Origin of the sequence: Aquiflexum sp. TKW24L (genome assembly GCF_023502205.1) — a bacterium.
Classification (GTDB): Bacteria; Bacteroidota; Bacteroidia; order Cytophagales; family Cyclobacteriaceae; genus Cognataquiflexum.
In genome coordinates, this window is sequence record NZ_JAMFLG010000022.1 from 55,928 (window position 1) to 82,045 (window position 26,118).

Below are 26,118 nucleotides of genomic sequence, written 5' to 3' on the forward strand. Positions count from 1 at the left end.
TTTTACAATATATTCAGACTCTGCTCTTTGATTTTTTCCAATTCATCCTTCATCACCACCACACTTCTTTGGATCATGGCGTCATTTGCTTTGGAACCAATGGTATTGATTTCCCTGCCTATTTCCTGCCCGATAAATCCCAGTTTCTTTCCTTGACTGTCCCCGCCTTTTAGGTTTTTTTCAAAATAATCCAAGTGCGATTCCAACCTGACGATTTCTTCGGTAATGTCAATCTTTTCGAAGTAATAGATCAGTTCCTGTTCCAGTCTATTTTGATCAAAATTACTTTCTTCCATCCAATCTTTAAAATTTCCCTTGATTCTTTCCCTGATTCTAGTTTTTCTTTCCGGATCCTGAACTTTTATTGTCTCCAATCCTTGCCTAATCACGGCTAGATTTTCTAAGAATTTCCCTTCCAAAGTATTCCCTTCATCTTTCCTGAAATCATCACAAAGCTGAAGCGCCTTTCCTATAGCCTTTTTGACAATTTCCCATTCTTCCGGATCCGACTTTTTTTCCCCGTTTGTATTGAGGACTTGGGGAGATTGCAAAGCCAACTTGAACAAATCCGATGAATCAGCTTGAACTTGCTGAGCTAATTTTTGGTAAGATTTGAAGTAGGACAAAAATAACTGTTCATTTACCATGACAGGTGTCTCTTCTATTGTCTTGTAGGTAAAATCTAGGTTTAGATTGACTTTACCCCTTTCAAGAACCGCACTGACCATATTTCTGATTTCGAGTTCTTTGTCAGAAAATTGCTTCGGAGACCGGATGGATAAATCTAAAAATTTTGAATTCAGTGTTTTTACTTCGACGCTGACAACATAATTGTCACCCTCAAAACCGGCCAAACCAAAGCCTGTCATTGACTTTATCATAATATGTGCTTGTGATTAGAAATTGTAGCCCAAGGTAACGTAAAATTTCAACTCATCAGTTTGATAATTCCTGATTGGACGGGCCACATCAAACTTGAAGTAATAATTGAGCAGTACGGTCCTCAAACCTGCTCCATAGCTTTGGAGCCAAGGATTGTTAAAATTATTCAAAGTAATCACAAAAGGTGATCCAGGAGTCGTGATTATTTCCGTATTCTGATCATTGACTCTTTCCCATGGTGCTGCATCGTTCCAGGCAGATCCTACATCGTAAAAGGCTACCATTTGAAAATTCTTGATAAAATTAGAGGTGATATTTCCCCTAGAAAGATAAGAGAACAATGGGATCCTCAACTCTGTGGTAAAGGTGATCACATTCCGGCCTCGGATTTCATCAAAAAGATAACCTCTGAGGTCAACAAATTCCGCGAACAGAATATTTGAGTTTTCAACGCCTGTTGGATTCCTGACCGGTGAATCTGAAGGTCTGTTGCTTGGTGGCTGATAGAATTCATTGAAGAGCCAATTGTTCATTCCCCCTACCAAATAATTCTGCGGGTTTTTTCCGATAAATGAGCCTCCAAATAACCTGGTTGCTAAAATTAAATTTTTGTGGATGACTTGATAATTCCTGAAATCAAGATAGAAATTTGAGAAAGACCTGGAGGCATTATTCAATCCTTGGTAATGGACTGCACCAATCTTTGCCTTCGGACCTTTTTGGGTGTAAAGTCCAAGTTGCTGTGTTTTATCAAACACAAACTCAAACCTACCGCCAGCATAAGTGACATCGAACCTGTTTTGATCCGGAACTTGACCAAAAATAATGGAATCCGGATTCAGGTTGAAATATTGTGTTTTGGCAAGGAACGGTGCTATAGTCACTCTTGAATGAACATTAAATGGATAGGAGAATCCAAATTCCGTCTTGTTGAGTACATATTTCTGGTAAGTCAGGTCACCTTCGGTGATCTGTATGGATCTTCTGTCATACCTCAATGAAAAATCTATTCTTTGCTTCAGATACTCATACTCAAAGAAAATATCACTTCCCGACCTAAAATCAAGAGGAAACATTAAGCCTCCTTTAAAATTATGGTTGTCCAAAATATCAGTCATCCGTCCAGAAAGTCCCAATCCAAAGCCCCTCAATGGGTCAACTACCCAATCTGTGCTTAAATTGGAAGTGATAAACTGAGGTGTCATCCTTGCCGGACCGGTGATCCTCTTCTGAAGGCTTTGCCTTCTGAAGTTTTCCAGCATATTACTCCTACTTGTAGATTGAGTTGACTGACTGGCTTGGACAAGTTGGGATGCAGGTCTTGGAATCGTGTCAAAAGCGTAATTTTCAGTATCTATCCCTCCCTTTTTTTCAAATCTAAGCCTGTCAGTATTGATGCTTCCTGTTAAACTCTTTGGTGCGGGAATGGAATCCTTTGCCACTTCATTTTGCTTCTGATTGTTAACTGGGGGCGCAGCCAACATCAAATCTTCTAACCTGATGTTTAAAGTAGAATCCCTTTTTACCTGAGGTTGCTCTGCCCTCCTTGTAAGCTCCACTGCCGGTTTGGTGCCTTGCCCGTCAATTTCTGACCTTCTTGAGGATATCCTTTCAGATAATGTCTTTGCTTGGGAAAGCTGAATTCTTGGAGTACTTGGGGTAAATTGATCAATATTGGAATAACTTTCAATCACCAATCTGCTTCGGTTTCCATCACGGTAAGAATACGCGATTTTGTTTAGCCTTGAGGAATAATCAAACGCTTCCAAGCTTTTGTTAAAAGCTGTCATCTGACTAGAAATGGCATTGGACACAGTGAGTCGCATCAGATTCATGATGCCACTTTGATCACTTAAAAAAAGAACATTGTTACCATTCAGCATTCTTGGCCTGATGTTTTTGTTATTGAGGTTAGTGAGTTTGGTGACTTTCGCTGAGTCCCATAAATCAACCTGAAAGAGATTGAAGTAATCAGGAAGGATTTTTACATCCGGAGTTCTGGTAAGAACCGAATCAGGCAATGTTGTAAAATTGGAACTGTAAATGATCGTAGAATCATTTAAAAAAACCGGGGTAATGTTATCAAAAACATCATTTGTGATTCTTTTTCCAACTCCCCGTACATTCAGTGAATAGACATCCGTTTTGCCATTGGCAATGGAAGAAAGCACCATACTCTTTCCAGTGGAATTAAAATCCAGACTGAGTACCTGTGTGATGTTTCTAAGAAATATTTTATCCTGACTAGATCCGTCGATAGCCCTAGATCTTAATGTTGTCGTTCCTCTCTTAAAAGTAGCGATAGCTAAATTTAAAGTGTCCTTCCAAGCGATTATAGGAACGGTAAGATTTACCGGCTGGTCAACAGAAACAGCTCCGCCTGAGTACACCGTAATTTCCCTGTTATCAGCAAGGTTTCTCACCTGAACTTTATACTTTCCTCCACTATTGATGACATAAGCAAGATGCTTGGCATCGGGACTGAATTTGATATCATTGATGATACCAAGGTAGGATGAAGAAGTTTCAGCAATTTGATTTGAAGAATTGATATCTTTGAAAGTATTGAATACCTGTTGGTTGGCATTTACATAGAATAGCTTCCACTGATCCTGAAAAACCCTATAGTTAACACCTATAGTATTGGCAATACTGTTTTCTTCGTTTCTGTTAATTCTCGAAAGATTCAGGATGCTAGAGATATAACGTCTGCCATATTTCTCTACGATAAAATTCCAGATTGACTGTCCCACAAGCCCCGCCTCCCTACTTTTTAATTTATGGAGCTTCGTAATTTTTTCTTCTTTTAAATGATGCCTTACAAAATCATCCATTTCCATACTCCATCCATGCGCAAGGTACATGGCCACGCCATCGATATACCAATCTGGAAAACTGTTGATCAAATTGGACTGGAAAGCATCTGCAATGGTGGACCCATAGAGCATTTCTTCAATGATGACTTTCGAAGTGGTGTAGATCAATTCCCGTTTGAAAGCCTCCCAAGTACCAGGAAAAGCCACCTCCCCAATTAATTTGCTAAAAAAAGTCTGTCCATCAATCGTAAATACATCTTTGTTCAGGTCAACATTACTTTGGAGGATTTCTTCGGGAGAATTGTAAATAAAAATTTTAGGCTTGGTATAAGCCACATATCCTATTAATTGGGTCAGTCTTTCGAATTCACTTTCGAGATAATCGATGGCCATTTTGGCATTATTCATGCCCCCATCATAATAATAAACCTCGAAGTTATTGGAACTGTAGAAATACCACTCAATATTTTTATGTTGGATCCGGTTTTTACCGAATTTATCTCCATTAAACTGCGCTAACGACAGCAATGGAAGCTGCAAAAAGAAGATTGATAAGGCTAAGAATGCCAGCTTATTTTTCATCAAACCTGATTCACTTGGGTTTTAAATATACTTATAAATTTGAATTATGTTTTTCCAAACCTAGCAATGTTTACTTCTTTTTCAGGTTGGTGACTAGATAAAAGCATTTCAACCATCATATTGCTATAATAAGGAATCAAAGATACTCCTTTCGCCCCGAAACCATTGAAAATATAAACGCCCGGAAAGTCAGGATGTTCACCGATAATTGGTTTTCGGTCTTTTGTTGCCGGACGGATTCCGAAACGATGACTTTGGATGGCAGAAACTTCTTCCGGAACCAGCTTCTCTAGTTTTTCTAACAATTCATTTTTGGCATTTTCGGTGGGCCCCTGATCCAAATCATGCCAAGTGTAGGTCGATCCGACTCTTAGATTTCCGTTGGGAAGAGTGATTCTAAAAACCCCACGATTGATGATTTCGTCAGGATGGAAACGCTGTACCAAGTCAAGTATTTCACCCTTGACCGGTGCGAATGGCAAATTTGAAAAATAACGGCTTTTCATCGCCCCAAGTCCATTACAATAAACGATTCCTTTGGCCGAAATACCTTTGTATCTAAATCCATCTCTGTCTCCTTCAAGAAATTCCTCTTCAAACTCTTCTTCAAGAAGTAGATTTCTATTTTTCAAATAGGCGGAATAGGCGTCCAAAAGTGCATTGATATCCACGTAACCTGAATTTTTTAATAGTATGCCTCCAAAGGGATTGATGACCTCAGGAAACAATTCCTTCGAAAATATTTCCTCGAAATAGGGTTCAAATCCAGGATCGCCTGTTTTTCCCATCCATTCATTTTGTTCTTCTATATTTAGGAATGGACGGTATATATTCTTTTTGTAGAGAAATTTTGTTCCTAAAAGTCCTTCTAGCTGAAAATAAAGGGGTTCTATTTCCGGAAAAAGCAAATCTGCATTCCAGGTTTTAACCATTTTTTTGCCTGTGATCGGATTATAAAGACCTGCTGCTATCCGGCTGCTTTGATTGGCATTGGGAAGGTCAATGACCATCACTTTTTTGCCAAGCTGTAATAATCTATGTGACAATATCGTACCGGCCAATCCCTGACCAATAAGTAAAAAATCAACTTCCATGGTCAAAATTAGTTTCTTTATTCGTTATTTTGAGTTGGTTATAAAAAGATTTACCATGCTTCAGATCAAAACATTCACATTCAACCCTTTTTACGAAAACACCTACATTCTTTTTGACGAGACAAAAGACGCGGTAATTTTTGATCCGGGCTGTTTTGAGAAAAATGAAAAAGAATCCCTCTCCACATTCATCGAAACTGAAGGTTTGAAAATCAAACAGTTAATCAATACCCATTGCCACATTGACCATGTGCTGGGAAATGCATATGTGAAAAATAAATATGGAGTGCCACTATTGATCCACCGCAAGGAGATTGCCGTACTCAAATCGGTGAAAGCTTACGCTCCGAATTATGGTTTTCCGGCATATGAAGAAACCGAACCTGATATATTTTTAGATGAAAATCAAAAAATAACGATTGGTAACCAAACACTAGATATTCTTTTTGTCCCCGGACATGCACCGGGACACCTGGTTTTCTACCATAAACCCACAGGAATTTGCATTGCAGGAGATACGCTATTTCAGGGCAGCATCGGGAGAACTGACTTGCCGGGAGGAGACCATCAAACACTCCTGAATGCTATCAAGAAAGAATTGTTCAACTTACCTGAAGATACCACCGTATATCCCGGACATGGTCCTGAAACCACCATCGGTGAGGAGAAAGAAAACAACCCCTTTGTAGGTAAACGTGCCAGATACTAGATGATCAAACAACATATTCCAAATGCCCTGACTTCCCTAAACCTTGCTGCCGGCATGGTTGGGATACTTTTTGTACTTGACGGCCAAATTGAATATGGTGCCTATATGATATTTCTGGCTGCAATATTCGATTTTTTGGATGGTTTTGTGGCAAGGATGCTCAAAGTCAGCGGAGAATTAGGAAAGCAACTCGATTCCTTGGCAGACATGGTCACCTTTGGTGTGCTACCTGCATTTATCCTGTTTTCGATGATCGAATCCAATACTGAAAATGTCTATCTGCCTTACGCTGCATTTTTGATTGGTATATTTTCCGCATTGAGACTCGCAAAATTCAACATTGATGAGCGCCAATCGGATAGGTTTATCGGAGTTCCTACTCCAGCCAATGCACTTCTGATCAGCACTCTTCCATTTTTGGCAGAAAAATCCCCTTTCTTTGAAAGCTTATTGTCAAACCCAATCTTCTTGGTCGGATTAGGTCTCGTAATGTCGTTTTTACTTGTCGCTGAGCTTCCACTCATTGCTTTGAAGTTTAAAGATTTCTCTTTTTCAAAGAATATATTCAGGTATTTGGTGCTCGGCACCTCCCTTATCTCACTCATTCTCTTAGGGATAGCTGGGATTCCGTTTGCGATAATTTTGTATATTGCGCTCTCGTTTATTGAGGCAGTAATCACCCGCAATGCTTAGCAGTCAATTTCAAAAAAAATATTACCTAGGAATAGTAGTCATACTGTTCCTTTTTTGCTTTGAAGCTATTGCCCAATCCAATCCCACTTTCTATAAGTTTCCGGTTATTGAATCCGGTGTCTACAAAATAAGCGAAGGACAGATTAGGAATCTTGGATTTGAAAATATTACCGAGGTTTCCATTTTTGGCTTTCCCGGCATGTTACCCCAAAAACTTGATAGCCTTCAACTTACCCTGCAAGAAATTCCCTCCAAAATCATTGAAAATGAAGTTTTTTTCTTTGCCCAAGGGCCAAATCAGATTATAGTAAATGAGGATGGACTAGCATACCAACACCATTATTACGCTGATACGCTTTATTACTTAATTGGAAAAAAAATCACAGGGAATGAAATTTCCAATTCAGAAAATCAAACCATATCCCCTCTCAGTGGAGGAAAATTATTCCAAATCCAAAGCAAAAAATGGGAGGAATCTAACATATTGAATTCGGGACGGGATTGGTATTCCCAACCATTATTCATTGGTCAATCATTGACATTTTCTTTTGATGTGCCAATTGGTTCATCCGGACCATCTGCATTGAAGGTGGGTTTGATGGCGCAATCCTTGACTGAAAGCACCTTCAGGGTATTTGCAGATGGACAAAACATCGGACAAAGCACCATTCAGCCGATTCCAAATACTACTTATGGGATAAAGGGGAGGGAAAAAACAGAGGTATTTACTATCCCACAAACTTCATCTCCGACGATGGGGTTTAGGGTTAATTTTCAAAGTGCAAATGCCAACGGAATGGGGTATCTGGATTTTGCCATATTGTCAACGCCATATATGAGTGACAATATTGGTACTGGGATTTTTTACAACCCTGAAGCTGCCAATCATTTTTCCTTCTCTCCTAACAAAACTATTTGGAAAATCTCAAACCCCTTTGGAATCACCCAAGAAAATGGAAGTGTTCATCTCGGAAAAGGAGATAGGATAGCTGTTTTTGAACCAAATCAAGTGAAGTCAATTATCAACTTCCGATTGGCAAATACAGGTTTGAGGACAGACAATTCAGCCCCTCAACTGTTGATTGTCACACACAAATCATTGCGCTCACAGGCGCAGCGGCTTTCATCCCATAAAAATCAAACAGGAATCAAAAGTAGCGTGGTGGTATTGGAGGATATTTATGACAGCTTTGGTTACGGCAATCCTGACATCACATCCATCAGGAATTTAATAGCCCACTATTACCATGCTTCAGGAAACCTGAAAAATGTGCTATTCCTTGGCAAAGGAACCTTTGATCATAAATCCAAACTTGGAGGAAGGCCAAACTTTGTGCCCACGTACAGCTCAAGAAACAGCCTCAATCCATTGACGACCTACAGTTCGGATGATTATTTTGGTTTTGTAAATTGGGGTCAGGGACAATGGGACGAGTCCAATGCAGGCGATGAACAATTGCAGATCGGGTTAGGCAGAATCCCCGCGATATCAGTGGCCGAGGCAAGAGAAATGGTGGACAAAATAATTGCCTATGAAAATGGGATTTCAAACCAAGGGGAATGGAAAAGGAATATTGCATTTTTTGCGGATGACGGGGACAACAACATCCATTTGAAAGATGCAGAAGTACATTACAATTATCTTTCGGAGAATCATCCTGAGTATTTGGTTAAAAAACTTTATCTGGACAGGTATGAACAAATTAGGTCAGGCACAGCCCAAAGTTCACCCTCAGCCAAAGCAGCGTTAAAATCCACCATCGAAGAGGGGGTCTTGATCCTTAATTATATCGGTCACGGCAATGAATCAACCTTAACAGCGGAAAGGGCTTTTACCATATCTGACATTTATGATTGGCCCGAAAACCCTTTGCTACCCTTGTTCGTCACTGCAACCTGTGAATTTGGAAGACACGACAGCCCATACCTTAGATCAGGTGCAGAGGAATTGCTTTTTGCCGTAAAAAAAGGCGCAATCGGAATGCTGACCACAGGAAGGCCGGTTTTTAGCAGCGTGAATTTTGCTTTAAATACCGCTTTTATAGAGTCTGTATTTGAAAAAGACAAGGGGGAAACACGGGATTTGGGAGAAATATTTAAGATTACAAAAAACAATAGCCTCAATGGGCCCTTCAATAGAAATTTTTCACTTCTCGGTGATCCCTCTTTAAAATTGGCAGTGCCTGAACTGACAACTCAAACTGATCCGATCTGGGATGTCATTTTGGAAACAGAAACAGATACTTTGCGGGCAATGCAGCAAATTCAGATCAAGGGGAAAATAATAGACCCATTGACCGGAGCAATGCTTCCTACAAGCAACGGGACTTATAACATCCAAATCTCAGACCAACCTCAATTGCTGAAATCACTTGGGGACGAGAGTTCACCAGTTGAATTTCTCGAAGAAGTGAATGTATTGTTTAGGGGAAAGGGAGAAGTCAAAGACGGTGGCTTTACTGCCAATATATTTATTCCAAAAAATATTGACAGTAAAGTCGGAATAGGCAACATCAGGTTGTTTGCAAGTCTGGATCAAAACGGCGAGGAAGCAATGGGCGCTATTCAGATTCCTATTGGTGGCCGCACAACCATCCTCACTGATGACAAGATTGGACCAAAAATCCGATTTGGATTTGGACAAAACCAAACTGACGGAAGCCAATCTTTTCCCTTTTCGAATCTCCCATTAACAATTTTACTAGAGGATGAAAGCGGGATCAACATTTCTTCCCAAGTCTCAGGACAGGACATAGAATTGACAATAAATGACCAAGCCCCTAAAATCCTCAACCCGTTTTTCAAGGCAAAAAACAATGGCTTTAAAGAGGGTGAAATCAACACCTTACTTGCTGACCTGATGGAAGGAAAAAATACCCTTACGCTTTCGGCTTGGGACAATGTGGGAAACAGGTCTGAAGTCAGGGAAGAAATTGAAATTAAAGGTTCATTGGAATTGAAAATTTTGGGCCATACAACTTACCCAAACCCTGCAACAGAAAGCAGCAAATTTCGGTTAACCCACAATAGACCCAATGAGACTGTTAATCTCGAATTAAAGATTTATTCTATTCTCGGCAGTGAAATATTTTCAATGACCCGCCGTTATGTAGAAGCTGATTTTTTACTGGATGGGATCGAATGGAATTTTTTCCGTTCAACAACCAAATATCCCGTAAAAGGAACTTATATTTACACCCTAACGCTCAGTTCAGAAAAAGACAATTCATCTGCAACTAAGAGCGGAAAAATTATTATTCAATGAAAATAAAGATGAAACCCCTTTTCACCCTTTTGACTTTTTTAGGGATATTCCTATTGACATTACCTGTTAATGGGCAAAATTCGACCATTGTTTCAGGTCAAGATCCAAATAGAAGAGTAATTACCACAGCTGTTCCATTTTTGAATTTCGCACCTGACAGTAGACATTCTGCCATGGGTGATGCCGGTGTGGCCACAAGCCCCGATGCATTTTCCGCACATTGGAATGCAGGTAAGTTGGCATTCATCGACACCGATATGGGTGTCTCTCTTTCCTATTCGCCATGGTTGGGTAGATTGGTAAATGACATGTCCTTGAGCTACCTGACTTTCTACCGCAAAATCGATGACAAATCCGCTTGGGGCTTTGACCTGAGGTATTTCAATATGGGAGACATCCAACTGACGGACGGAAGAGGCAATGAACTAGGAGAGTTTACGCCTAGAGATATAGCGGTAGGCGGAACTTATTCCAGAAAATTATCAGAAAAACTTGGCTTGGGTTTATCAGCAAGGTTTATACATTCTAACCTATCGGGAAATATCTCTTCTTCAGGTGGAGCAGAGAGTAGACCAGGTGTCACTATTGGTACTGACGTCGGATTATACTATAACACGGAAATACTTACAGGAAATAAATCTGGAGAATTCTCCTGGGGTGTGTCTATCAACAACATCGGTCCGAAGATCACTTACAACAGTGCCGATGACCTGGATTTTATACCAACTAATTTCAGAATAGGAACAGCCTACCTGATGAATATCAATGAATACAATTCACTGACTTTCACTTTGGATTTCAACAAACTGATGGTTCCGTCTCCCCCTGTTTTGTTAAGGGATGAAAACGGCGCATTGCAAACAGATGATAACGGTGATTTCATCATAGAAAGAGGAAGAGATCCAAATAGACCGTTGATCAACGGAATGTTCACTTCATTCTTTGATGCGCCTGATGGATTCAGCGAAGAAATGCAGGAGGTCATGATTTCATTCGGTATGGAATACAAGTACAACAACGTATTTGCATTGAGGACGGGTTATTTCTACGAAAACCCAAACAAAGGCGGTAGAAGATATTTTACCATGGGTTTTGGAATTGATTACAATAAACTTGGTTTTGATTTCTCTTATCTAGTTCCTCAGGTACAAAACCATCCTTTGGCCGAAACTTTAAGATTGTCATTGACTTATACCATTGCCGGAAGAGAATAATGCTGGATAGATCCAAAGCACCTGATTTTAAAATACCCTCATCAATAGAATTTCCAACACCAATACAAAGGACTCTTCCAAACGGAGTCCATTTGTATTTTATACCCACTCCGGAAATCGATGCGGTCAAACTGGAAATCAGTTCGACCATCAATGAGAGTTCTAACAATAAATTGTTGGTTCCCTACTTTGCACTAGAGATGGTCACGGAAGGTACCAATACCAAAGATGCCGCTCAGCTGGATGATTTCTTTGATACATATGCCTCAGAAGTTGAGACCGAATCAGGGTTTGAAAATCATGGACTTTCTATTCTGACTACCAAAAAGCATTTCGATAAAGTTTTGCCTGTTTTCAGGGAATTGCTGACGGAAGCGACTTTTCCAGAAAAAGAACTTTCCAAAAGGAAAAAGCAAAAAGCACTAAGCATCCATATCAACCGTGACAAGAATAGCCACAGGGCTTCTCAACTTTTCAGAAGAGCACTCTTTGGAGAAAACCATCCTTTTGGACAGATTGCCGAGGAGAAAGACGTAGACGCAGTCAGCCATGAGGATTTGATTGATTTTTACAAAGAAGACCTTTGGACCAATTCTGAAATTTTTCTTACAGGTAACCTCGATGAATCTCAGATGAATGATATCATGAGAGAAATTGGCAATATTCCAGTAGATTTTTTTCCCAATCCCGCCATTAACTTACCAAACCAAAACCAGGGAAAGTTAATTGAGGAAAAAGAAAAATCTGTTCAGAGCAGCATTCGTATTGGCTGTCACCTGATCCCAAAAAGCCATCCGGATTATTTCAAATTGAACCTGATGAATACCATTTTGGGAGGTTATTTCGGAAGTAGGTTGATCAAAAATATCAGGGAAGACAAAGGCCATACTTATGGTATTTACAGCAGCATTGGAGGCCTGAGGCATACAGATTACTGGGTGGTCATGGCTGACGTGATCAAAGAACATGGTGAAGCTGTCATCGACGAGGTCTATAAAGAGATAGATAAACTTAAATATGAGCCTGTATCAGCCCACGAACTTGAGGTAGTCAGAAACTACATGGTTGGAAAGCTATTGTCACAATTCAGTTCTGGTTTTGAACTCATCGGAAGATTCAAATCCATACACCAAGCCGGATTGGATTTTGGTTTTTACCAACAGCATCTTGAGTATATCCTGAGAGCCACACCTGAGGACATCATGGAGGTTTCCAATAAATACCTTCTCCGCGAAAAAATGGTAGAGGTTATAGTGGGTTGATTTTTTTAAGTAGCAGGTATAATCCCGATACATCCATCTTCATTTTCGCCCAGGAGTTATACATGGACACCTTTGCTCCTTTGGCTCCGAGTTCTTTTGCCAAAGAGATAAAGCCGCGCGCGACTTCGAAATTGGCAGACAAAAGTGCATGCTTGGTTTCAAAAAGAATCCGCTTGATCAATGCTTTGTCCTCTTTTGGTCTCTTGTTCAATTTCTTGATCTTTTGGCAGACTTTTAAAGTGGATGGCAGCATTTCTGATTTTTTTGGCCGGTATTGTCCTGCCGAAAAAGATTTGGAATGGATTCTTTTTTTGATCCCAATATGGTTGGAAAAAACAAACTGATAATCTCTTGAAAGTCTGACCATGATATCAAAATCCTCGTACGAGAGATTTTCATCATATCCACCGACTTTTGTAAAAATCTCCGAATCAAAAACCAAGGAAACGGAGGAAACCACATTACTTTCCACGATGCTGGTATAAAGATTTCCTATTTTAATTTTCTGTTTGAGATGGCCATCCGAATCTCTTTTGTAATAAGTCTTTGTACTTCCATTTGGCATCACCAATTGGACATCTGAAAAACAACAAGCCGCACCGATGGACTCTTGGAGTTTAGCTACTGATAATGCAATGTGCCCCGGCAAAATGACATCATCCCCCGATAAATCTATGAGATACTTCCCCTTACTTTTTAAAAATACTTTATTGAAGGATTCACAATAAGGCATAGGTTCATTTCTGAATACCGTACTTATTGGAAATTTTGGGTGGTTTTTTCCAAGCCAATCTGTTATTACCTGCCTTGAATTGTCTTTACTTCCATTATCGATGACAAACAATTCCAGATTTGGATACCCCTGATTATTGAGGCTCTCCAAAGTCTCTTTGATGAATGGGCTTTGGTTGAAAACAGTAAGGATTACAGTGACTAAGGGTGTGGAATCCATGTCTGACACAGTTTTTAGGATATTCAAATGCTTGCTTTACATTCAAAATTTGACGGAAAACATAAAACCATCATTTATGTGGCTACCTTAATCCAGATTAAATAACTTAAGATTCGGTACGGATTTTATGTTGAAAGGTCTCAAATTCAGACTTACAATTTTCGAAAACCTGACTCCTCAATTAACCTTATTACATAAAATCAAATGCCTTTCCACTTTTCTATCAAATGAGCCTGACCACTTTGGCTTTATATGGTTTCAGAACTTCCATTTTGGCATTGATACAAACGCCTATACTCCATGCTAAAATATCACTTATACTTGAATAGTTTTTTAATTGTAGGTTAATTTGTCGGAAAGCTTCAATTTTCAATAACTATAGTACTAAAAGAGATCGATTTTGAACCTTTGCCATTATCCAATTTTGTTTTGAAAAATAAAGCTTCCTACCTCACCCTCGCTTCTGTATCCGAAGGCCTTTATAAAGAAAAAGGCAGTAAATTTTTATCATTTGCTTACCCCGTAAAAACTGAAGAGGAAATCAAAGAGGTATTGGATCTTCTGAGAAAAAAATATTACGATGCAAGGCACCATTGTTTTGCGTACACCCTCGGCAAAGAAAAAGACATATTCCGTGCTAATGATGACGGTGAACCAAACCACTCTGCAGGTGATCCCATCCTTGGTCAAATCAGGTCACATTCCTTGACCAATGTACTGATTGTCGTAGTTAGGTATTTTGGAGGCACCAAATTGGGAGTTGGTGGTTTGATTACTGCGAACCGGACAGCAGCTGCAGAAGCAATAGCCAATAATCAAATTATTGAAAAGGAGGACAGAAAAGAAATCTATCTGAATTTTGACTATCTGGAAATGAACAAAGTGATGAAAATGGTCAAAGACTTTGATTTGGAAATATCAGACCAAAAGTTTGACAATTTCTGTGAAATCAAGTTATTGGTTCCTGACGGGATTTGGGAAACTGTCCTAGCAACAATAGAGGATTTGGGTGGAATCCTTATTGTTCAGGATTGAGAAATGATTCTAGATATCCCTGAAGGTGTAATTTTCTATAAATCTCACGACAGACCCAAGCGTCTGTAGCGGCATAGAGCAATTGTTTTTCGGTAAGAGATTGGGCTTCCCAGTTTGAAACCTGCTCCGATTTGGAGATTCTGACATTCAATACCATCGCAGCGAGGTTCCTGACTCCGACATTTTGAAAACCGACTTTTTTCAATTCTTCATTGAGGTCAAAGAAATTTTCAGGCAAGAAGCCAGCTCTCAATTTTTTCAAGGCTTTCAGGTCATCATGGACAGCTGCACCCACTTTGACAATGTTTTTTGCCTCCAACAATTCCTTTAGGATTCCCGGCATTCCTATTTGATTCAATCTGATCAAAAATGCCACATCATCCGTAGCTAACTGAAGCAATGCCACCTGATGTTGGGTTCCTTTGGTGAAGGAAGGTCTCGTTTCAGTATCAAATCCCACCAATTCATGCCGGCTGATTTCATCGATTACCTCTTTGATTTGTTCTTTTTTGTCAATCAAAATAATATCTCCCTCAAATTGACCAAGAGGTAAATCATTGATTTCGAATTTTGAGATTTTCATTGGTATCATGCGGCCAACTCCTTTCTTATCTCCTTCATTTCTTCTTCACTGTAATAGTTTATGCCCAATTTGAAATACCCGAATAGGACGGTCATGATCGGACTGATGATATTGAAAAAACAATAGGGTGCGTAAGCTAGAGTTGCTACCCCAAGTACCGAGGCTTGGGTGGCACCACAAGTATTCCATGGTATCAGTACAGATGTAACAGTAGCACTGTCCTCTAAAGTTCTACTAAGGTTTTCAGGTTTTAGTCCCCGCTTTCTATACACATTGGCGTACATCCTTCCTGGCACCAAAATCGCCAAATATTGGTCGGAGGTGGTGACATTGAAAAACATACAAGTCGCTGCTGTCGAAGCAATCAGCGAACCTACAGAATGAACTTTCCTGATGACTGCTTCGGCCAATACCTTGAGCATGCCGCTTTCTTCCATGATCCCGCCAAAAGCCATGGCACACACGATCAGCCAAATGGTATTTAACATCCCTGACATTCCCCTCGTTATCAATAACTCATTCACAATCTCATTGGAAGTGACCACACTTATACTTCCATAAAGCGCCATCATGACAGCTTTGAAGGACTGGTAAGCATATCCAAAATCAGGGCTACCTGCTATCAATTGGATGATTTGAGGTTGGAAAATGATGGCAAATACACCGCCAAGGATAGCTCCTGCCAACAAGGCGGGAACTGCAGAAACTTTCTTCACAATCATGACAATAACTACTATCGGAACGATAAAAAGCCATCCCGAAATATTGAATTGTCTCAAAATTACTTCCGAAATGTCCTTCACCTGATCCACGGAACCTTTTGCACCAGAAAAAACCCCTATAAGCCCAAATATGATCAGCGTGATAATCATGGTGGGAACTGTCGTTTTGGTCATGTGCCTGATGTGGGTAAACAAATCTGTGCCTGCCATGGCCGGGGCAAGGTTGGTCGTATCAGACAGCGGAGACATCTTATCTCCAAAATAAGCTCCTGAAATAATGGCTCCACCGATCAATCCCTCTTCAAAACCCAAGGCTTTTCCAATCCCTAACAATGCCACACCAACAGTGGCAACAGTCGTCCAGCTACTACCTGTGGCTATTGATACAATCGCACAGACGATACAGGCAGCAATCAAAAATATGGTGGGGTTAAGGACCTGCAGTCCGAAATAGATCATCGCCGGAACGATTCCACTCAGCATCCATGTACCTGCCAAAGCTCCTATCAGCAATAATATCAAAATACTTGACATGGCGGAAGAGATGCTTTTTACAATTCCGTCCTGTAATGTTTCCCATCTATATTTGAGGCGGTAGACTGCCATGAGTCCTGCTACTGCTGCAGAAAGAATGAGTACCATTTGGTTTGAGCCTGAAAGTGCATCCGTACCAAAAATCCAGATATTGACGACCAACAAAACAATCAAGAAAGCAATTGGAAATAGGGCTTCTAAGACGGTGGGCTCTTTGTGTTTTGTTACCATTAAGTTTTTGTAAATTATAAAAAACTGAAATTAAGAATTTTTTGGAAAATTACACCTCCGCAAGCAGGTTTACCAATTCTTCCGCCGTCTGCCAACCTATTGCAACCCCCATCCCACCTAACCTGACAGCAACTCCTACATTTTTACCAACCATTTCCACTATTGGTTTTTTATTTTTACCGAAAGCCATGATGCCTGTCCATTCCATATCTATTTCAACCTCGGTATTGGGAAGAATGATTTCCTTCAGGATATGAAGCAGGTACGCTTTGATTTTTGGATTTGTTTCCATCGAAAGGGTGTTTTCTCCGTCAAAATCAATATTTCTTCCTCCACCTAGAAGGATACGATCCTCCACTTTTCTAAAATAAACATAGCCCTTGTCAAAATGGAATGTTCCGATAAGTGGGATTTCTTGCTTAATCGGTTTGGTCACCATGACCAGTCCCCTACCCGGCTGGATATCCAATCCGGGAAAGAGCAGGTTGGTAAACGCATTGGTACAGATGGCGATTTTATCAGCCTGAAAGCCTATATCCTCACTCTCAGAGGGGTTTTGGACAAAGACTTTTCTATTCTCCACCTCAATTTTCGAAACCTTTGACCCGGTCAAGATTTTAATATTCAGCTCTTGGCATTTTTCCCAAAGGGACAACAGGAACCGACCTGAATCCAACTCCCCTTCAAATTTATTCCTGATTACTGCCTGCACTTTGTCTGAAAACCCAAATGGCTTGATATCCTCCACTTGTTCAAAAACCGATTCTTTGAAAATAGGATCAAGCAAATGGTTGATTTTATCGATGGATTTCATGGCATCCATTTCCTTTTCGGTCAGTAGCTCTAATCCGCCGGTGTGCAAATAACCAAGATGCTCATCTCCAAAAAATTCCCTTATGGACAGCAACCCACGGTATCTTTTTTTGACCAATTGCAGGACTTCCGATTCCGACATGTGGTTGAGGTCATCCAAGATTTCGGTCAAACTCCCAAAACAGGCAAAACCCGCATTTTTGGAACTCGCTCCGCTTGGAAAAACCCCCCTTTCAAGAACAAGTACTTTGGAAAGGGGATGTATTGTTTTATATTGAATAGCGGTTGATAGCCCCACAATACCGCCTCCGATGACGATCAAATCATGGTTGACAAAGTGTTTCTTTTCCCAATAACTCAACATTATTTTTAATTCTAAGGAGATAATTACAGGCTATTTATTAATTTAATGGAGATAAACCAAAACTATCCCACTTTCACCCAGAATATCTATGAGAAAAATCGATGAACTCCTCTTGGAATATGGCGAAAGCCACCAAAATGAAACCAATAAAACCATCCATTGGATCTGTGTGCCCGCCATATTTTTTAGTATTGTGGCATTGGTTTATTCTATTCCCTCTGACTCATTAAAGTCGCTCATGCCATTCATTGGGGATTTTGCTAATTGGGCAAGCTTGGCCTTATTGGTTGTCTTATTCTACTATGTCTCATTATCGCCTCCATTGGCATTGGGTATGTTTTTCTTTGCCGCTTTATGTCTTGCGGTTGCTAATCTGATTTCCCTCGTTTCTCCTGTCCCGCTTTGGGCCATCAGCATTGCAATATTTATTTTGGCTTGGATATTCCAGTTTTATGGACATAAAATTGAAGGAAAAAAGCCCTCCTTTTTCAAGGATGTTCAGTTTTTGATGATTGGTCCTGCATGGCTGATGCACTTCATTTACAAAAAATTGGGACTTTCCTATTGACCATGATGAAAGGAAAAGACCAATTTTTTTAAGGTATCCGCCTAAATCTTTTTCTTGCATTTTATCATTCTGAAGGTGCCATAGGTATTTCTTTCCTGAAATTGCTACCGTTTAAAGTCGTATTTTTAGAAATCCGAAAAATCCATTAACGCTGCAAAAAATGCTGAACCAAATTTTTTCCAATGTAGGAATTCCCATGCTCTCCGATATCGTTTTGATTTTTGGCTTGGCTACCTTGGTGATTTTGCTTTTTATGCGGTTCAAAATCCCCACCATCATCGGGTTTTTATTTACCGGAGCTTTAGCAGGTCCATATGGTTTATCTTTGGTCAATGCCTCCACGACAGTAGATGCATTTTCCGAAATCGGGGTCGTTTTACTTTTATTTGTGATTGGTTTGGAATTTTCACTGAAAAGCCTCCTTTCCATCAAAAAAGCTGTTTTTATTGGAGGCTCACTTCAGGTATTTCTGACGATTTTTGTATCGACTTTTATTGCTCATTTTTTTGGGTTTGATTGGAATGTGGCGGTTTTTATAGGATTTCTTTTCTCCTTAAGTTCCACAGCAATAGTCCTCAAATTATTGCAGGAAGGAGGACAAGTAAACACCATCTCGGGAAGAACTACTTTGGCAATCCTTATATTTCAGGACGTAATCATCGTCCCTTTGATGCTCTTTATCCCAATGCTTGCCGGAGAGACGGAAAACATTGCACTTTCCCTGCTACTCATGGCAGGCAAAGGCCTAGGAGTCATCTTATTGACTTTTTTGAGTGCCAAATACCTGATTCCATCATTACTTTTCCGTATTGCAAAAACCAGGAATGAAGAGCTCTTCCTGCTCAGTATCATTGTGATTTGCTTTGCCGTCGCTTACCTCACTTCCTTATTAGGGCTTTCTTTGGGTTTGGGCGCGTTTTTGGCAGGTTTGATCATCAGCGAATCTGACTACAGCCACCATGCTACCGGAAAAATCCTTCCATTTAGAGAAGTGTTTTTGAGTTTTTTCTTTGTGTCAGTCGGGATGCTCTTTGATATCGGATTTCTATTTTCAAATATCCTGCTCATTTTAGGCTTGACCGCATTGACCTTTTTGGTCAAGTTTATCATTGTTGCCTTTTCGGTGAGGACCATCGGACAAGGTTTCAAGGAAGCTTTTATCGTTGGTTTTTCTATATTTCAGATTGGTGAATTCTCCCTTTTACTTGCCAAAGAAGGCATGAAATATGAACTGATGGATCCTACTACTTACCAGTTTTTCCTTGCCATATCAATTTTGACCATGGCCATCACTCCCTTTTTATTGAACAAAAGAGAATCTCTTTCCTTAGGCCTCCTCAATCTGTCATTGCCTAGCAAACTCAACCAAAAATTCGGCAATGAAGATATTCCCAAAAACATAGCAGTTGAAACTAGTCTGAAGGACCATCTGGTTATCATTGGTTTTGGACTGAATGGGCACAACCTTGCCAAGGCTGCAAGATCAGCCAATATTCCTTATGTGATCGTTGAAATGAATCCGGTAACGGTTAGAAAGGAAACAGCTAATGGGGAGCCTATTATTTTTGGCGATGCCTCTAATGAATCAGTGCTTGAGCATGTCAAAATCCATAAAGCCCGAGTAGCAGTCATCGCCATATCCAATGCCGCAGCTACCAAAAGGATCATTTCCAATATCAGGTATATGACCACAAATCCCTACATCATAGTCAGAACCCGGTATGTAAATGAGATGGAAGAAAACCACAAACTCGGTGCAGATGAAGTGATACCTGAAGAATTCGAAACTTCCATTGAAATTTTTACAAGGGTGTTGGGTAAATATCTGGTATCAAAACATGATATCGAACATTTCACAGAGGAAGTGAGGTCACACAATTATGAAATGTTCAGAAAACCTTCTGATAGGGAAAAGGGAAGATTAAAAATCGACCTGCCTGAAATAAATCTAGTCGGATTCAAAGTTGAAAAGGATTCAGGGAATTTTATTAATACTCCGCTCAAGGATGCTAAAATACGGGAACTGCTTGGCGTAAACATTGTGGCCATCAAGCGTGGGGATACGACAGTTTCTGAAATTACCGGAAACATGAAACTCAAACTCGGTGACCTAGTCTATGTGGTAGGCAAATCAGAGTCCCTCTTAGCTTTTGAAAAGGAAGTGGAAATAGATTGAAGGATTACTTCCACTTGCCAATTCCTACTTCCGTCTTCCGTCAGGTTCCTTGAGAATTTATATTTTTCCTAAAATCCTGAATGCTTGCTTTTTTTTTAACAAGGACATGTTATTGGTAAAAAAAATGATCAAACAAACCACTTTTGTGATTAAGCGATAATATATATCCCGTACCTAAAGGCACGGTCAATTGTCATAGATAATCTTATCCTACCCATATTTTGTCCCTAAAGGGACATCAAAACGCTGCGGTCTAATGTCCATCAATTATTATTTTTTCTCACCGAAAGTCCCTTTGGGGACTAAACGTGGGTAGAAAAAAATGGCGGTGATTGATGTTTGTGCATTTAGGTTCAATCTATATTTCATACCTAAAGGCACTGCGGATTGAATCCCAAATCTTTATCCATATTTTGTCCCTAAAGGGACCGTAAACCCCGCTGATATTAAATCCAAAATAGGTCCTTTGTAGAAAATATGAATCGAAACCCGAATTTCTACTTCCTTTCTTATCAGAGGGTTATTCAAGAAATTCAATCTTTCTGATTTTTTCGAGAGAGAGTTGGTTTTTATAGCTTTGGATATTGTCGATGATGGATTTTTTCTCCCGGGCAGTAAGTCGCCAATTCAATGATGCCCTTAGGATTTCCTGTTGGTTGGGATTGAATGCACCTTCCTGATCCGCCAAACCCCTTTCCTTAAGGTACTGCAAGGTGGAATATTCAAACTCAATTCGTTCCAAAAAGAAGGGCATGGATTCCCTCATCCTGTTGTAGGTGACTTCATTATTGAGAGTTTGCACATTGTCCCAGTTGATATAAATGTTTTTGATCGGGGTAAAAAGCTTCTCAAATAGTGATGGTGGCTGTTTTTGCTGGATTTCCGAAAATTTTTCTGAATCCCTGATGGTAATCAATACCACGCCTGAGGTATTTTCTTTGATCCAATCCTGAAAAACATACATAAACCGAAGGGCATCCTGCACGCCAAAATTATCTGACAATCCCGAATCCATCGTCTCCATCCTTGGGCTAGATGGCAACTGTACGTTTGGAGTGATAAATGGAAATGTAGCACCCATCCTCAAGGCGCTGATAAACCGGAGTTGATCGGCTTGGTGATCCGCAAAAAAACGCTGAAAATCTATTCCTTGGCTCTTCTCCTCCACGCCATCGGCCCTGTCCAAAGATATCCCCATATAGGACATCGGATACGGGGCTATATACAGCTTCCTCCCATCATTGGTGATCAACGGCGTGACAGGAAGCATGGGGATTTTGCTTTCAAATTCCGGGATCCTGTACGCCGCTATCGGCTTTTCCATGATTCCTTTGGTATTGATGTTGAATTGGTTTTCGAAGGCATACCCCCGGTCTTTGAGGTATTTCCGGTTATTGTAATGGAAAGACTGGTTTCTGATCAGGAGGTCATTGACCAATAAAGTGAAAATGATTGGATTGAGGTTGTCAGAAGAGATCTGATCGAGGTATTTGGGATCATACAAATCCAGCTTTTCATCCGCAGCCCTGAGATACAATTCCCTGAAAAAAGCAGCCCCCACAACCCCGCCCGATGCGCCGGTGACCATTTGGGTATGCTTGAAAAATTGGGCTGCACTTACTTTCTCCACTTCCTGCAAAACCCGGACAGTCCATAAAGCGGCCCGCTGCCCTCCCCCACTCGTGGCAACAAAAACTATTTTTGGCTTTGACCCTACGGGAAACTTGGCCTTCCAATTTTCCAAAATCTTCAAAGCATATTGTTTGTCCTTTTCCACACTGTCTTGATGCAGAATCTTATTGAGTTGGTCAAGGTCATATACCGCAGGACTTGAATCATAATCCATCCCAAAAGCCGTATGTGGCCTATTGAGAATGTCGGTGCTGGACAATATATTAAATAAGAGTATTCCCGCGATCACGATGGGAGTCGACCAATCTCTCAGCCAAAAGGCCAATGCACCTACCACCATTGTCAAGATCGAAAAAAGCAAAATGCTACTTGCGGCTGCAGGGATCTGCAAAAATAGATTTTCCCTAAACAAGCCCAAAACCAATATCAAACCGATCAACCCAATCTGAATCACCACCATATTGAGGTGGTTTTGGTCAAAGACACGCAGCAGCTGATGGGTTTCAAACCTTGCCAAATCCTGCCTCACCGGCCTAAATCTCAGGTTGATGTCTAAGTAATCTACCACCTTGTCTTTTGCTTTTTGACTTTCCTTGATCCGTCTGAGCATATTCGCTCTTGGAATTTTCGTCTTTCTAAGTCGTTTCTCCACGCTGTCTGCAAAAAGTTTGAAAAAGTCCTTATTGGTAAAAGCAAAATAAATAAAAATCAGAGTGTAAGTGGTCATGGACCCTGCCGCAAAACCCAAAAAATAAACCAGGATTATAGTATTATCATCATGCTCATTATCAAACTGAAATGTAATGAACGCCACAAGGTAAAGGATATAAAAACAAAAAGGAATAATCGAATTGTTGACACAATAATGGATAAAGGGTCGGGGGACGACCGCCAAGAATTTAAATTTTGCTCCATCCAAGATGTAGGTGGTCATGTGGAATGACATGGTGAAGATAGCAAGCGTCACGCCCACCAGAAAAAACCCCTGCCAGGAAACCTGATTCAGATACTCAGGATCGAGAAAAAGAAAGGGAATTCCCAAAACTGTTCCCAACTTCTGCAAAATGATCAGCGCCAACATTACCCACAGTGCCACCAGAAAAAGGTTCTTTTTCAGATGCAAAATCAACAGCTGGATCGGAAAACTATAGATGATTTTGTCCCACATTGCCTCGTTGTTCAGCCAAAATATAAGAGAATTTTAATTGAATTCTAAATCGACATTTTTCATTGTGGCTTTTGCCAATATGACTTACCTTCGCTTCCTGAATTTGAAAAATTGAATTATGAGAACCTGGTTTTTGTGTAAAGTAAAATATGCCAAAGAAACTGAGCAAGGCCTGCTCAAAAACGTCTCCGAGCAATATCTGGTAGATGCCGTGTCATTTACAGAGGCTGAGGCGAGGATTTATGATATGCTTGGATCTGTCATCCGTGGAGACTTTCAGGTGACCAATATCAGCAAAAGCAATCTGGTAGATGTGTTTTTCTATGAGGATATTGACATTTGGCACAAATGCAAGATCACCTATATCGTAGCAGATGGCGACAGCGGCAAGGAAAAGAAAGTGACGCAGTTCATGATTGTCACAGCACATGACGTGAAGGAAGCTTACGAAAGGATCTTCGAAAGTCTAAACAACATGCTCGTTTCCTTCCGGGTGACGGAAGTGACCGAAAGTCCGATCATAGAAGTGTTCCCTTATGAAAAAGACGAAGAACTGAATCCACCGATTCCCGAAAATCTAAAACCACTTCGGGAGGTTCAGGCTGAACTTAGAGAATATGAAGAAAAGGACGAATAGTCCTTTTATTTATGCCCAGAGCTTATAAGAATTATGTATATCCGCAATTCTGCCACTAGCAAAATTTTGTTTTAATTCACCTCGACTGCGCTCGGTGTCCGTAAATTTTATTTCTTGAGGAGGTGGAGGGAAATGCGGCTGCGCCGCATTTCCCTCCACCTCCTAACAATAGCACCAGATCCGGTGGCAGAGCGAAGTCGAGGCCGTTTTGTCTAAAAGAGATAATGGCAAGAATGTGGATAGAATAAGAAATTTTAAAATTGCACTCTCTTCAAGGATTTTTAAGAAACTATTAAGATCAAACCATATTCAATTTTTTTCTTTTAGTGGCAAATTTAAGTTTGACTCCAAATCACTGTTAGAAAAGCCTTTCAATCAAAACATCCTTATTATTGTTTTTTTAAAATATACTATGGTAATTATAGATTAAATCTATATAAAATAATGTTTATCCTAAGTTTATACCTCTTATAAATTAATTTCAATTAAATAAATCTTTAAATTCAAAAGTTATTTTTATGAAACAGGTATATTTGGAAGAGCTCTTAGGTGAGAGCTTGATTTTTGGCCAAAATCTCCTATTTAAAATAAATATACGCGTGAATGCATTTAACAAAATTAACTTTAAAGATTTTCTTAGAGTTTTTAAAAATCGTTCGTTCATTGATATAGCTACTTTTTTTCTTGACAAAAAAAGTAGCCAATCCCGATGGCTATCGGGACAAGACGGCAGAATCCTATCCACCCACAAGGCCTATGCCGGCCCGGTCCGCCGTCATTCCTCCCCACCTCGAACAGATGGAATTCAGTTTAGGTAAAAAATTTCAGAAGCTATCGGGACTTTCTATCTTGGTTAGTAGTGTAACTACCAGTTGTAAAAAATTCAAAAAGGGGTCATAATTGACCCCTTTTCTAAAAATCAAAATACTCTATGAAATCATTTCTACCCTTATTATTAATTATTTTTCTTTTTTCCACCGGTTGTGAGTCTCCAACTGATGATGGAAATATATACTTTACTGAAAGTGATCTTCCTCCACAAAAAGTGCTGAAAGGCGTAAAATACAATTTTGAAAAAATCCTTAATCCTAGGGGAATCTTTATGAAGGATAATCTTGCTTTGGTTTGGGAAAGCAAATATGCAAAGGACAAATTCCATGTCATTGATATGGAAACTGAAACTTACCTCCAAACAAAGGGAATAGACGGATTGGGTCCGGGTGAAATCACCATGATATATTCTATGGATGATTTAGGAGAAAAAAATAAAATTTGGACTTATGATCTTGAACAATTTATTTTTTCAAAATATGATCTCTTAGATACCAACAAGCTGGCTGAAAATCAATTTAGGGCACCAAAAATTGAATATTTTATCACAGAACCCACATGGAGTTCTGATTCAACACTATTGGTGAATTTAGTAGATGGATGGGAAAAATACCTTCATATAAAACTGAATGGAGATACCCTGGCCCAATTTGGAAATTGGAAGGACAACATAAAAGGAAAAGAATTACCCCAGGGATTAAAAGAAGAAGAATTAGATGCCAATGTAGTAAGCAGCCTTTTCCAGGGATCTTTGATGGCCAGCAAGAATAGAAATTACTTTATAAAGGTTGGGACAAATGTCGATTTTATTGAAATTATAGATTTGAATAAAAAAACAATAAAACCTATATATGGACCTAAACAAGAATTACCTGAATTTAAGTATAGCTATGATCAGGGATATCAAATGCTCTCTCTCATCCCACCAATTGAACTCCAATATCGAGATGCTTTTGCGGGAATTGATTCTTTTTTTGTCCTTTATTTTGGAAAAGATTCAAAAAAAATCAGTGAACCTGATAACCTGAACCGGATTTTTGAATTTGATTATGAAGGAAATTTACTGAACCATTACCAATTGGATTACCCCCTTATTGGTTTTACCGTAGATGAAAATAGCAGAAGAATTTACGGTGTATCGTTTGACCAAGATCCCAATATTGTAAGATTCGATTATTGATTTTCTCAATTCCTCAGCTGATTCCCTATCACAAAACTGATCAACTCCTCCACAGCTATTCCTGCCCTTTCTGAAGCATCGGCAATATCTTCTCTGCTCACTTGGGCAGCGAAGGTTTTGTCTTTCAGCCTTTTTTTGACACCGCTGACTTCCATTCCCTCATAGCCCTGTGGCC

General features: G+C 39.8%; 18 protein-coding genes and 1 pseudogene. 10 read left to right on the forward strand and 9 right to left on the reverse strand.

The features are described 5' to 3' along the window. Nucleotides 1-2: 2 nt before the first annotated feature. The 3 genes from M3O96_RS14625 to M3O96_RS14635 are packed head-to-tail and all read right to left on the reverse strand — an operon-like array spanning nucleotide 3 to nucleotide 5,374. A complete protein-coding gene (locus M3O96_RS14625; RefSeq protein ID WP_249721731.1) occupies nucleotides 3-881 on the reverse strand; it encodes a YicC/YloC family endoribonuclease in 879 nt (292 codons plus the stop codon). 15 nt (nucleotides 882-896) lie between these two features. Further along, nucleotides 897-4,280, reverse strand: coding sequence for a biopolymer transporter Tol (locus M3O96_RS14630; protein WP_249721734.1), 3,384 nt, complete (start codon nucleotides 4,278-4,280; stop codon nucleotides 897-899). A 44-nt stretch (nucleotides 4,281-4,324) separates the two neighbouring features. Then, a complete protein-coding gene (locus M3O96_RS14635) occupies nucleotides 4,325-5,374 on the reverse strand; it encodes an NAD(P)/FAD-dependent oxidoreductase (RefSeq protein ID WP_249721736.1) in 1,050 nt (349 codons plus the stop codon). Between the two features lie 55 nt (nucleotides 5,375-5,429). On the opposite strand from M3O96_RS14635, the gene M3O96_RS14640 reads away from it, so the two are divergent. From M3O96_RS14640 to M3O96_RS14660, 5 genes are all read left to right on the forward strand, one after another. Continuing rightward, the gene (locus M3O96_RS14640) at nucleotides 5,430-6,083 is read left to right on the forward strand and encodes an MBL fold metallo-hydrolase (RefSeq protein WP_249721765.1); all 654 of its coding nucleotides are present in this window, start codon (nucleotides 5,430-5,432) and stop codon (nucleotides 6,081-6,083) included. Beyond that, nucleotides 6,084-6,776 (forward strand): CDP-diacylglycerol--serine O-phosphatidyltransferase, encoded by a 693-nt coding sequence (pssA, locus tag M3O96_RS14645; protein WP_249721738.1) that lies wholly within the window; start codon nucleotides 6,084-6,086, stop codon nucleotides 6,774-6,776. Beyond that, nucleotides 6,769-10,041, forward strand: coding sequence for a type IX secretion system sortase PorU (gene porU, locus M3O96_RS14650; protein WP_249721741.1), 3,273 nt, complete (start codon nucleotides 6,769-6,771; stop codon nucleotides 10,039-10,041). The genes pssA and porU overlap by 8 nt, the downstream gene beginning before the upstream one ends. Nucleotides 10,042-10,049: 8 nt before the next feature. Next, on the forward strand, nucleotides 10,050-11,255 hold the full coding sequence (porV, locus tag M3O96_RS14655; RefSeq protein ID WP_249721744.1) for a type IX secretion system outer membrane channel protein PorV: 1,206 nt from the start codon (nucleotides 10,050-10,052) through the stop codon (nucleotides 11,253-11,255). A 92-nt stretch (nucleotides 11,256-11,347) separates the two neighbouring features. Further along, entirely contained in the window at nucleotides 11,348-12,517 is a 1,170-nt protein-coding gene (locus tag M3O96_RS14660) for a M16 family metallopeptidase (RefSeq protein ID WP_349630851.1), read from the forward strand. On the opposite strand, the gene M3O96_RS14665 is transcribed toward M3O96_RS14660, so the two are convergent. Then, nucleotides 12,504-13,469 (reverse strand): glycosyltransferase family A protein, encoded by a 966-nt coding sequence (locus tag M3O96_RS14665; protein ID WP_249721746.1) that lies wholly within the window; start codon nucleotides 13,467-13,469, stop codon nucleotides 12,504-12,506. The genes M3O96_RS14660 and M3O96_RS14665 overlap by 14 nt on opposite strands. 429 nt (nucleotides 13,470-13,898) lie before the next feature. Between M3O96_RS14665 and M3O96_RS14670 the strand changes: the two genes are divergently transcribed. Beyond that, nucleotides 13,899-14,504 (forward strand): IMPACT family protein, encoded by a 606-nt coding sequence (locus tag M3O96_RS14670; protein WP_249721748.1) that lies wholly within the window; start codon nucleotides 13,899-13,901, stop codon nucleotides 14,502-14,504. On the opposite strand, the gene M3O96_RS14675 is transcribed toward M3O96_RS14670, so the two are convergent. From M3O96_RS14675 to M3O96_RS14685, 3 genes are read right to left on the reverse strand one after another with little or no spacing between them, the layout of a single operon-like run. Continuing rightward, entirely contained in the window at nucleotides 14,488-15,096 is a 609-nt protein-coding gene (locus M3O96_RS14675) for a 3'-5' exonuclease (protein ID WP_249721750.1), read from the reverse strand. The genes M3O96_RS14670 and M3O96_RS14675 overlap by 17 nt on opposite strands. Next, nucleotides 15,093-16,574, reverse strand: coding sequence for a Na+/H+ antiporter NhaC (nhaC, locus tag M3O96_RS14680; RefSeq protein ID WP_249721753.1), 1,482 nt, complete (start codon nucleotides 16,572-16,574; stop codon nucleotides 15,093-15,095). The genes M3O96_RS14675 and nhaC overlap by 4 nt, the downstream gene beginning before the upstream one ends. Nucleotides 16,575-16,623: 49 nt before the next feature. Then, nucleotides 16,624-17,751 carry an NAD(P)/FAD-dependent oxidoreductase gene (locus M3O96_RS14685; RefSeq protein ID WP_249721755.1) on the reverse strand — a complete coding sequence of 376 codons (1,128 nt, stop codon included), beginning with the start codon at nucleotides 17,749-17,751 and terminating at the stop codon, nucleotides 16,624-16,626. An 88-nt stretch (nucleotides 17,752-17,839) separates the two neighbouring features. On the opposite strand from M3O96_RS14685, the gene M3O96_RS14690 reads away from it, so the two are divergent. After that, a complete protein-coding gene (locus tag M3O96_RS14690; protein WP_249721758.1) occupies nucleotides 17,840-18,319 on the forward strand; it encodes an Mpo1 family 2-hydroxy fatty acid dioxygenase in 480 nt (159 codons plus the stop codon). 160 nt (nucleotides 18,320-18,479) lie between these two features. Further along, nucleotides 18,480-20,495, forward strand: a complete 2,016-nt coding sequence (locus tag M3O96_RS14695) for a monovalent cation:proton antiporter family protein (protein WP_249721760.1) — start codon at nucleotides 18,480-18,482, stop codon at nucleotides 20,493-20,495. A 520-nt stretch (nucleotides 20,496-21,015) separates the two neighbouring features. On the opposite strand, the gene M3O96_RS14700 is transcribed toward M3O96_RS14695, so the two are convergent. Next, entirely contained in the window at nucleotides 21,016-23,295 is a 2,280-nt protein-coding gene (locus tag M3O96_RS14700; protein WP_249721763.1) for a patatin-like phospholipase family protein, read from the reverse strand. Nucleotides 23,296-23,413: 118 nt separating this feature from the next. Between M3O96_RS14700 and M3O96_RS14705 the strand changes: the two genes are divergently transcribed. Together M3O96_RS14705 and M3O96_RS14710 are read left to right on the forward strand one after the other, a co-directional pair. After that, nucleotides 23,414-23,932, forward strand: coding sequence for a DUF4494 domain-containing protein (locus M3O96_RS14705; RefSeq protein ID WP_241125132.1), 519 nt, complete (start codon nucleotides 23,414-23,416; stop codon nucleotides 23,930-23,932). A gap of 931 nt (nucleotides 23,933-24,863) precedes the next feature. Further along, on the forward strand, nucleotides 24,864-25,943 hold the full coding sequence (locus M3O96_RS14710; protein WP_283774007.1) for a BF3164 family lipoprotein: 1,080 nt from the start codon (nucleotides 24,864-24,866) through the stop codon (nucleotides 25,941-25,943). Between the two features lie 5 nt (nucleotides 25,944-25,948). Here M3O96_RS14710 and M3O96_RS14715 read toward each other — a convergent pair. Then, a pseudogene (locus M3O96_RS14715) lies at nucleotides 25,949-26,118 on the reverse strand (hydrolase); the annotation flags it as partial.